The organism is Rhodococcus sp. ARC_M6 (assembly GCF_022810305.1).
In the GTDB taxonomy this organism is placed as follows: domain Bacteria; phylum Actinomycetota; class Actinomycetes; order Mycobacteriales; family Mycobacteriaceae; genus Rhodococcus_F.
On sequence record NZ_JALGQH010000006.1, the window covers coordinates 215,009 to 224,010 of the forward strand.

Sequence of the window (9,002 nt, forward strand, 5' to 3'; positions counted from 1 at the left end):
CTGTGTCCGATGACGGCATCACCTCAAACTGACCCGCGCGACCGATTCGCTTCGTACTGTTACCTCGTCAAGCAAAGGCAGCTGATACTCGCGGGGTCGAACAGGAGTGGCAATGCAGATGGATGTGATCGTCGTTGGCGGCGGTACAAGCGGCGCAGTATTGGCCGCACGACTCTCTGAAGACCCGGGTCGACGTGTACTGCTACTCGAGCAGGGCCCGGACGACGCATATTACGACGGCACCGTCCTACAACCGTCTGCGGCAGGAAACGTCTGGGCCGGAACCCCTTTCACTCGAGGGTTCCCGATGCGGGCGAAGGGCGAAGCGACAGTCCCCATGGTGCGCGGGCGCGTCTTGGGCGGGACTTCAGCCGTGAACTATCTCGCAACGATGCGCGGCCAGCCTGCCGACTACGACGCGTGGGCCGCCAGTGGACTCGACGGTTGGAGCTGGACGGACATCCTCGCGACATTCCGAGCGATGGAGAATGACTTGGACTGCGGCGCGTCGGACCTGCACGGCTCGGAGGGTCCGCTCGTCGTACGACGCTCCACTGCCGACCAACAGACCGAATCCCAGCGGGCCTTCCTCTCCGGACTACGCGAAATCGACGTGCCCTGGGTTGACGACGTCAATGACCCTGAGCAGCTCCCGGGCGTCGGAATCTTCCCGTTAACGGTGTCCGCGGACGGCGCGGAGCGGCTGACGGTGAGTCGGGCGTACCTGACCGAAGAGGTTCGGTCGCGCCCGAACCTCACCGTCGAGACCGGTGTCACGGTGAACCGGGTGGTCGTCGAGGACGGACGGGCGACGCACGTCATCACCGCCGACGGCCGGAGGCTCTCCGCCCGCGAGATCATCGTCAGCTGTGGAGCCACCGGTTCACCAGCGCTGCTGCAGAGGTCGGGAATCGGCCCGAAGGACCTGCTGGATAGCCTCGACATCCCGGTCGTCGCCGACATCCCCGGGGTCGGGGCGAACCTTCAGGACCACCTCGGCGTCCCCTTGGTTTATCACCATCCGGGCGGCAGTCCGCTGCGCGGTGGCCCCGTCCAACCGGTGTGGGTCGGCCGTTCCCCGCAATCAGACACTATCGACTTCCATGTCCTGAACCTGCCGATCGGAGAACCGACGGCCGACGGCGCGCATTTCTCGATCGTCCCGTTCCTCTTCGATGTCGGCGGGCGCGGACACGTCCGAATCTCCTCGACCGAACCCGACGCCGAACCTGATGTGTCGATGCCTGAACTGACGCCGCGAGACGTCGAACGCCTCGACTGGGTCCTAGGCCGCATCGCCGCTTTCGAATCAACAGGCCCGTTCGCCCAACTCGGCGCCACCAGAATCCAACCCACAACGGACCTGACCTCCGAAGGTGCCGCTACCGGATTGATCAACAGCGGCCAGATCAGCTACGCGCACTTGGGTGGCACCTGCGCAATGGGCTCAGATGGCGACCCGAATGCCGTCCTGGACGAGCGCTGCCGGGTACGCGGGGTCGAAGGTCTGAGGGTCGTGGACGCCTCCGCGATGCCGGTGTTGCCGGCGGGAAACACCTACCTCGGCTGCGTGATGATGGCAGAACGCGCCGCGAAACTGATCTGAGGCGGGTGGCTGCTACTTGCAGTACGCACTCCGTGATCGGAATGTGTACAACTTCTAGGCAGAATTGCAGACGCTCAGGCGATATCGAACCGATCGAGATTCATCACCTTCGTCCAGGCGGCGGCGAAGTCCTCGACAAATTTCTGCTGTGCATCCTCACTGCCGTAAACCTCTGCGAGAGCACGCAGTTGCGAGTTCGATCCGAAGACGAGGTCGACAGCCGTAGCGGTGTACTTGGCATCACCCGTGACGCGATCGCGTCCCTCGTAGAGGTTCTCCGACGATGCCGACGGCTTCCACTCCGTACGCATGTCCAGGAGATTGACAAAGAAATCGTTGGTCAACGTTTCCGGTCGATCGGTGAAGACTCCGTGATCCGTGTTTCCGAAGTTGACGTTCAGGGCGCGCAAACCACCAACCAGGACAGTCATTTCGGGAGCTGTCAACGTCAGCATGTAGGCCCGGTCGACCAGCAAATTTTCCGCCGGCACCTTCTCCCCTGGTCGCAGATAGTTGCGGAACCCGTCAGCCCGAGGTTCAAGCACGGCAAACGAATCCACGTCCGTCTGCTCCTGCGACGCGTCCGTCCGCCCCGGCGTGAACCTGACCGAGACTTCGAGACCGCCTCGCTTTGCTGCCTGCTCGACAGCCGCAGTTCCGGCCAGGACGATCAGATCAGCCAGTGAAACCTTCGCTCCACCAGCGGAATTGAACTGCTTCTGAATCTCCGCGAGAGTCGCCAGCACTACCGACAGAACTGCGGGGTTGTTGACCTCCCAGTCCTTCTGAGGTTCGAGCCGGATCCGTGCCCCGTTGGCGCCACCGCGCTTGTCGGTGCCACGGAAACTGGCCGCCGACGCCCACGCTGTGGATACCAATTGCGCTATGGACAGACCGGATTCGAGAATCATGCGTTTGAGGGCAGCGATCTCCTCGTCTCCGATCAACGGGGGTTCCACTTTCGGGACGGGGTCCTGCCAGAGCTGGGGCTGAGGAACCCAGGGGCCGAGATACCGCGTGACGGGACCCATGTCGCGGTGCAGCAATTTGTACCAGGCCTTGGAGAACGCCTCGGCGAGTTCATCCGGGTGATCGAGCCAGCGCCTCGTGATCGGTTCATAGATCGGGTCCAGCCGCAACGAGAGGTCCGTGGTCAGCATCGTCGGCGCGCGGTGCGCCGACGCGTCGAACGGATCGGGAATCGTGCCCGCCCCACCGCCGTCTTTCGCCACCCATTGCCAGGCACCGGCGGGGCTCTTGGTCAGCTCCCAGTCGTAGCCGTAGAGGATTTCCAGGAAGCTGTTGTCCCACGACGTCGGAGTCGGCGTCCAGACAACCTCGATGCCGCTGGTGATCGCGTCCTTGCCCTTACCTGTGCCGAAGGAACTCTTCCAGCCCAACCCTTGCTGTTCGATCGGAGCAGCTTCCGGCTCCGGCCCGACGAGGTCGGCGGGGCCGGCACCGTGAGTCTTGCCGAAGGTGTGGCCACCGGCGATCAGCGCAGCTGTCTCGACGTCGTTCATCGCCATCCGAGCAAAAGTCTCGCGAATGTCGATGGCAGCGGCTACCGGGTCCGGCTGACCATTGGGGCCCTCCGGGTTCACGTAGATCAAACCCATTTGCACGGCACCGAGTGAACCTTCCAGTTGACGTTCGCCGCTGTAACGCTCGTCGCCGAGCCACGCGTCTTCCGGACCCCAGAAAATCTCGTCAGGTTCCCAGATGTCCTCACGCCCGAAGCCGAAACCAAAGGTCTTGAACCCCATCGATTCCAACGCGCAGTTACCCGCGAAGATAATGAGGTCTGCCCAGGAAATCTTCCTGCCGTACTTCTGCTTGACGGGCCACAACAGTCGCCGGGCTTTGTCGAGGCTCGCATTGTCAGGCCAACTGTTGATCGGCGCGAAACGCTGAGCGCCTTGGCCACCACCACCCCGACCGTCACCAATTCGGTAGGTCCCGGCAGCGTGCCAACTCATCCGGATGAACAGGCCACCGTAATGGCCGTAATCGGCTGGCCACCAATCCTGAGAGGTTGTCATCAACTCGAAGACATCATGCTTGAGCGCCTCGACATCGAGTTTCGCAAACTCTTCTGCGTAGTCGAAGTTCGCGCCCATCGGATTGGATTTGGCTGAATTACCATGCAGGACCGACAGATCCGGCTGGTTCGGCCACCAGTCGCGGTTTGTCATCGGGCGATGCGCCGTAGGCGTCGGAGACGGGATCGCCGGGTTTTCACTGTCGCCGCCGGCCCGAGACTCTTCCTCTGGCACGGGCGGTCTGTTATCGGACACGGCATTCCTTCCAGAAGAAAGCGGCGCCGGCTCCGATTGCGACTGAAAGCCGGCGCACCTCGCGCAGCGTAGGGCAGGGTGCTTCTCTACTATTACTCACTTTTCCGCACTGATCCAAGACCCTTGCAAAAGAAGCTCTTGCCTGCTCTATCCTGTCGGGTCGACCGGATTGTTCCGCGAGACGATCAGCGGATCGATCGGCGTCAAGGGAAATCGCGGCAATTCCTGTTCCCGAACGCCGAACGCCGCCGCGAGCACCCCCCGCGAAAACGCGGAAGCTGTTGCCCAGCAGCCGATATCGCCGGTAGTCGGTTGTTCGAAGAAGATCAGAAAGTTGATGTCGTCGTCGCCGAGAACCTTGAAGTGGTGCGGTACGCCCGGGGAACGAAGTACACCTGACCCGGCTCGACGAGGCAGGTATCGAGGGAACCGTCGGGATCCACAGGGACCCCTTCCGTCACTCCGCCCGATAAGTGTCGCTACGCGCAGGATCAACCAGACTGCGCATCATTGTGTAGGCGTGGTCCGGATCGGTGGTGGGCGGAACCATCTTCAAGGCAAGTCGGCAACCGAGGACATCTTCGAAGATCATCAAATCCGACGGTTGGCCAGGGTATGGTCCCCGAACTTCGAGCCCGTCGCCCTCATCGATACGCCGTTGCTCGCTGCTGATCGTGTTCCAGTCGAATGCAACGCGTGCTATCGGCCCTAGCCGCAACGAGAGCGCGGATATCAAATCGTGTAGCTCCGACGTGACATTGGAAGTCCACGGAAACCAGGCACCGTCAACCGGTGATGGCACCGCGCCCTGACCACGAAGAAGGAACCGTGGGGTTCTGGTGGGAGATGGGAAGGGTTGCCCCACGTGCGGTGGCGGCGTCTCCCTCGCGAAGTCGAGTGTGATTGCGTGCGCCATGACAGACGTTCCTCAGTGAAGTGTTCGTGGGACCGTCAGGCAAATACGCCGGATCGTGAGACCCATACGTCAACGCTACGCCGTTATGGTCCGCCCGGATGCGATCCCTGCGGCTCAGGATTCAACCGTGACGACCACTCCGGTGTCGCCGTAGGGAAATGAACCTTTGCCGATGTGCCCCAGCGTGTTGAAGAATCTCGAGATCGGGACCATCACGCCATATTTCGCTTTGACCTTTCTCTGAATCTCGTCGAATTCCGGGCCCGCGGCAACCAATTGCGCGGTGCCGGTGACGGTCGGTGCGCCGGGAACCACTTTTCCGCGGTTGTTGCACGCGGCAATCGTCACGCGAGGATCGTTCCGCAACCGCTTGGTCTTGCCGGACCTCGACGAGGTCCAGAATCCGATGCGGCCGTCGGACAACGGCACGACCCAGGTGGGTGTCGCGACGCCGTCACCGCTCTTCCGGAAGGTGCTGACCGAGATGGTTTTCTCTTCGCCGAGGGACATGGACTGAGCGTATTCCTTCACACCCGAAGTGGCGACGCCAATGTTCTCGAAACAAGCCTGCTTGAGCTCGGTTTACCGGCCGTCCATGAGGGACAGTCAGTAATCGTGAATGCGGAACTGATCGTTCTACTCGTCGTCGTCGTAACCGCACTCGGATTCGACTTCACCAACGGTTTCCATGACACCGGTAACGCCATGGCCACATCGATTGCGACAGGTGCACTGCGCCCCAAAGTCGCGGTAGCACTGTCCGCTTCTTTGAATCTGGTCGGAGCATTCCTATCTGTCGAAGTGGCCGCCACTGTGGCCAAAGGCGTCGTAAATCTTGGAAACGTGGGCGGTCAAGCACTGCTCACCATCGTCTTTGCCGGCCTGGTCGGCGGAATCATCTGGAATCTGGCAACGTGGTTGCTGGGCATACCGTCAAGCTCCTCGCATGCCTTGTTCGGCGGCCTGATCGGCGCCGCCATCGCATCTTTGGGCATGAGCGGCGTCGTCTGGAGCGGAGTCCTCAGCAAGGTCGTCATCCCCGCGCTACTCGCCCCCATCGTCGCCGGCTTTGTTGCGACGGCCGGAACCTGGTTGATCTATCGCATCACCTCGAATATTCACGAAGAAACCAAGGAAAAAGGCTTCCGCTTCGGCCAGATCGGCTCTGCGTCACTCGTTTCCCTCGCACACGGCACCAACGACGCCCAGAAGACAATGGGCGTCATCTTCTTGGCCCTCGTCGCCCACGGCACGATTTCACCGGATGCCGACATGCCGTTCTGGGTCAAGCTGGCCTGCGCTCTGGCCATCGCAGCCGGTACTTATCTGGGCGGTTGGCGCGTCATCCGCACACTCGGAAAGGGGCTCGTCGAAATTGCCTCACCACAAGGAATGGCAGCCGAAGCATCCTCAGCCGCAATAATTCTCACCTCCAGCCACCTCGGACTCCCTCTCTCCACCACCCAGGTGGCGACGGGTTCCATCATGGGTAGCGGCCTCGGACGTAAGGGTGCCGCCGTTCGTTGGAGCGTCGCCCGGCGCATGGCACTCGCCTGGCTGATCACACTGCCGTCGGCCGCACTCGTCGGCGCCTCGTGCTGGGGTCTGGCGAACATCGTCGGCGGACTGCCGGGCGTGCTGGTGGTCTTCGCTGTCCTCATCGCCCTGTCCATCGGGATGTATCTGCGTTCGCGCAAGGATCCCGTCGATCCAGGCAACGTCAACGCCGATTGGGACGGCAGCTTGGTCCCCACGGAGGTTCCCGGACCTGACGCTCGTATCACCACCGACACCAAAGCCTGAAAGAGGAATCCGCATGGATATTCTGAAGAACACAGCCGACTCGCTCTGGCAGATCGTGCTTGTCGGCCTGCTGCTCGGCGCCGGACTTCCGGCGATCTTCGCCTTCGGACTCAGGGCCCTTGATTCGAGATCTCACAGCGCGGACGGTTCGACTGTCGAGGCCCGCAGTCACCTCGCCATCGCGGCTGCTGTTACCTGCTTTGCCGTGGTCGTCATCGCGATCGTCACCGGAATTCTTTTCATCATGCAGGGATTCTTGAGCCACACGTTCGGTATCGAACTCTTCTGAGCGGCCGTATCCGCCCTTCCCACAAAGAAAGGAACCACAAACAGTGATGGCACCATCGACGTCGTTGGCCCAGTCGATCCTCGAATGGCTGCAAGCGGGCTACCCCGAGGGAATCCCCCCAAAAGATCGAATCCCTCTGGTCGCATTACTTCGCAGAAAACTTACCGAGGCACAGGTACGTGAAATCGCGATCGGCGCAGCGCTGGCAGAACTGAGTGACGAGACCAGCGATCAAGTTATCTCGACTGAAGAAATCAGTGCTCAGATCGCCGATGTGACGAGCGAGAGCGCCTCGGACAGTGACATCGCACGTGTCGCCGCAGTACTGACTGCGGCTGGATGGCCGCTCGCTGATTTCGACTCCCCCCGAGGTTCCGCTTCCTGATACCTCACCCAACACCGCCCCACTCCTTCAGTAACGAAGCCGTAACGGATCGGTCGGCGAGGTTGCGCACCACTTAGTGTTTTGAAGAATTCCGCGCCTCGGGGGGCACGGACAGGAATTCTGCAATCGATCACCAAGGGGCGGAGTGACGAATATGCGATTTGTCCGACACGGAAGTAGACCTGCCAGGCGACGATGGTTCGGAACAGCGGTGGCCGCCTTGGCGTTCCCCCTGGCCATCGGTCTCGTCGGCCCGTCCATTGCCACCGCAACACCTTTGCGAACCGCTCCATCAGGCGGATATGAAGAGGTTTTCGTCGACTCCACGATGGGTCCGATCAAGGTGCAAATTCAATGGGCGTCACGTGGCGGTAATGCCGCACTGTATCTGCTCGACGGCCTGCGTGCCCGAGACGATCGCAACGCCTGGAGTTTCGAGACCAACGCCTTCGATCTGTTCCGCGAGAACAACATCACCCTGGTGATGCCCGTCGGTGGCCAATCGAGCTTCTACTCCGATTGGTACTCCACCAGTAGCCTCAACCGACAACCGACTACGTACAAGTGGGAAACCTTCCTCACCGAAGAATTGCCCGCGTATCTCGAGACCCGCGGAGTCTCCCGAACCAACAACGGTGTCCTGGGCCTGTCGATGGGCGGGAGCGCAGCATTGACGTTGGCCGCCTATCACCGTGATCAGTTCAAGTTCGCGGGATCGTTCTCCGGATACCTCAACATCTCTGCACCCGGAATGCGTGAAGCAATCCGTGTCGCGATGATCAGCGCCGGATCATTCAACGTCGACGCTATGTGGGGACCGCCCTGGAGCCCGGCTTGGTTGCGCAACGATCCTCTCGTTTTTGCACCTGAACTGCGAGGGCTTTCTCTGTACGTCTCCGCAGCAAGTGGCTTGCCGGGAGAATTCGACAAACCTCGACGACCCGTCGACTTCGTGAACACGGGCAGCGCCATCGGTCTCGAAGCGCTAGCCCTGATGAATACGCGCGCATTCCAGTTTCGATTGAACTCCCTCGGAATCCCGGCGACCTACAGCTTTCCGTCAAACGGAACGCATTCGTGGCCGTACTGGGGATCGGAACTCGGGAAATCACGGGGACAAATCCTCGAGGCATTGAACGCCTGGTAGACCGCTTCCACATCTGCAGAATCCGATGCCGACGGCCGTGACAGTTACTGTCGCGGCCGTCGGCACATGCATTTGTACTGCAACAATCTTCACCCCGGACAGCTGAATCTCCGCCCAAACCTTCTCTTGACTCGAATAGATGTTCGAGTAGAATTGGGGGCAAGGATGGGGGATCCGATGAGCGTCGATACCGTAGTTGCCGATGTTGTAGCTGGTTCTGCAATTAATGTGCGTGGCATGCTGTGGCAACTGCGGCCGTGCGACGTGCGGGAAGTCGCCATCACGGCATCAGCGGAAATCCTACGGCTGGAAGCCATCCGGGTTGCCGCGGTCGATGCGTTAGCCCTTCATCCGGACGAGCAAGTGCTGTGTTACCGCGGCGTCGGCCGCTGGCTGGCCGCGAACACGATGCTGCAGAATGCCGCCGGAAACAAGATCGCTGCCCTCGGGGTGGCCCTGCGAGCGTTCCCCGCCATTGCGGCGCAGTTCGATGCCAGTGACCTCACCGTCGACCATGCCGCGCTGATCACCGCATTCTGCGAGTCTCCACCCAAAGGGA

The 9,002-nt window shown here is 61.2% G+C and carries 8 protein-coding genes and 1 pseudogene; 6 read left to right on the forward strand and 3 right to left on the reverse strand.

Annotated elements, in window-relative coordinates; genetic code table 11:
- Positions 1 to 112 precede the first annotated feature (112 nt).
- Complete coding sequence (locus tag MTX36_RS10415) at positions 113 to 1,606, forward strand: GMC family oxidoreductase (protein WP_243619669.1); 1,494 nt, start codon at positions 113 to 115, stop codon at positions 1,604 to 1,606.
- Between the two features lie 74 nt (positions 1,607 to 1,680).
- Here the strand turns inward: MTX36_RS10415 and katG are convergent, their stop codons facing one another.
- The 3 genes from katG to MTX36_RS10430 all read right to left on the reverse strand — a co-directional run bounded on the left by katG (position 1,681) and on the right by MTX36_RS10430 (position 5,329).
- Positions 1,681 to 3,801, reverse strand: coding sequence for a catalase/peroxidase HPI (gene katG / locus MTX36_RS10420; RefSeq protein ID WP_279394465.1), 2,121 nt, complete (start codon positions 3,799 to 3,801; stop codon positions 1,681 to 1,683).
- Positions 3,802 to 4,360: 559 nt separating this feature from the next.
- Complete coding sequence (locus MTX36_RS10425; protein ID WP_243619671.1) at positions 4,361 to 4,819, reverse strand: DUF5994 family protein; 459 nt, start codon at positions 4,817 to 4,819, stop codon at positions 4,361 to 4,363.
- Between the two features lie 114 nt (positions 4,820 to 4,933).
- Positions 4,934 to 5,329, reverse strand: coding sequence for a PPOX class F420-dependent oxidoreductase (locus tag MTX36_RS10430; RefSeq protein WP_243619672.1), 396 nt, complete (start codon positions 5,327 to 5,329; stop codon positions 4,934 to 4,936).
- Between the two features lie 105 nt (positions 5,330 to 5,434).
- Here MTX36_RS10430 and MTX36_RS10435 point away from each other — a divergent pair, with 105 nt between their 5' ends.
- The 5 genes and pseudogenes from MTX36_RS10435 to MTX36_RS10455 all read left to right on the forward strand — a co-directional run.
- Positions 5,435 to 6,622, forward strand: coding sequence for an inorganic phosphate transporter (locus MTX36_RS10435; protein ID WP_243619673.1), 1,188 nt, complete (start codon positions 5,435 to 5,437; stop codon positions 6,620 to 6,622).
- A 13-nt stretch (positions 6,623 to 6,635) separates the two neighbouring features.
- The gene (locus tag MTX36_RS10440) at positions 6,636 to 6,911 is read left to right on the forward strand and encodes a hypothetical protein (RefSeq protein ID WP_243619674.1); all 276 of its coding nucleotides are present in this window, start codon (positions 6,636 to 6,638) and stop codon (positions 6,909 to 6,911) included.
- A 46-nt stretch (positions 6,912 to 6,957) separates the two neighbouring features.
- Positions 6,958 to 7,296, forward strand: coding sequence for a DUF3349 domain-containing protein (locus MTX36_RS10445; protein ID WP_243619695.1), 339 nt, complete (start codon positions 6,958 to 6,960; stop codon positions 7,294 to 7,296).
- A 154-nt stretch (positions 7,297 to 7,450) separates the two neighbouring features.
- A complete protein-coding gene (locus MTX36_RS10450; protein ID WP_243619675.1) occupies positions 7,451 to 8,443 on the forward strand; it encodes an alpha/beta hydrolase family protein in 993 nt (330 codons plus the stop codon).
- A 177-nt stretch (positions 8,444 to 8,620) separates the two neighbouring features.
- Positions 8,621 to 9,002 (forward strand): annotated as a pseudogene (locus MTX36_RS10455) (HNH endonuclease); the annotation flags it as partial.

What these genes read in the sequence shown, in the direction of transcription:
- MTX36_RS10415 (WP_243619669.1), top strand. Translation starts at nt 113, where the DNA reads ATGCAGATGGATGTGATCGTCGTTGGCGGCGGTACAAGCGGCGCAGTA.
- katG (WP_279394465.1), bottom strand. Translation starts at nt 3,801, where the DNA reads ATGACAAACCGCGACTGGTGGCCGAACCAGCCGGATCTGTCGGTCCTG.
- MTX36_RS10425 (WP_243619671.1), bottom strand. Translation starts at nt 4,819, where the DNA reads ATGGCGCACGCAATCACACTCGACTTCGCGAGGGAGACGCCGCCACCG.
- MTX36_RS10430 (WP_243619672.1), bottom strand. Translation starts at nt 5,329, where the DNA reads ATGTCCCTCGGCGAAGAGAAAACCATCTCGGTCAGCACCTTCCGGAAG.
- MTX36_RS10440 (WP_243619674.1), top strand. Translation starts at nt 6,636, where the DNA reads ATGGATATTCTGAAGAACACAGCCGACTCGCTCTGGCAGATCGTGCTT.
- MTX36_RS10445 (WP_243619695.1), top strand. Translation starts at nt 6,958, where the DNA reads ATGGCACCATCGACGTCGTTGGCCCAGTCGATCCTCGAATGGCTGCAA.
- MTX36_RS10450 (WP_243619675.1), top strand. Translation starts at nt 7,451, where the DNA reads ATGCGATTTGTCCGACACGGAAGTAGACCTGCCAGGCGACGATGGTTC.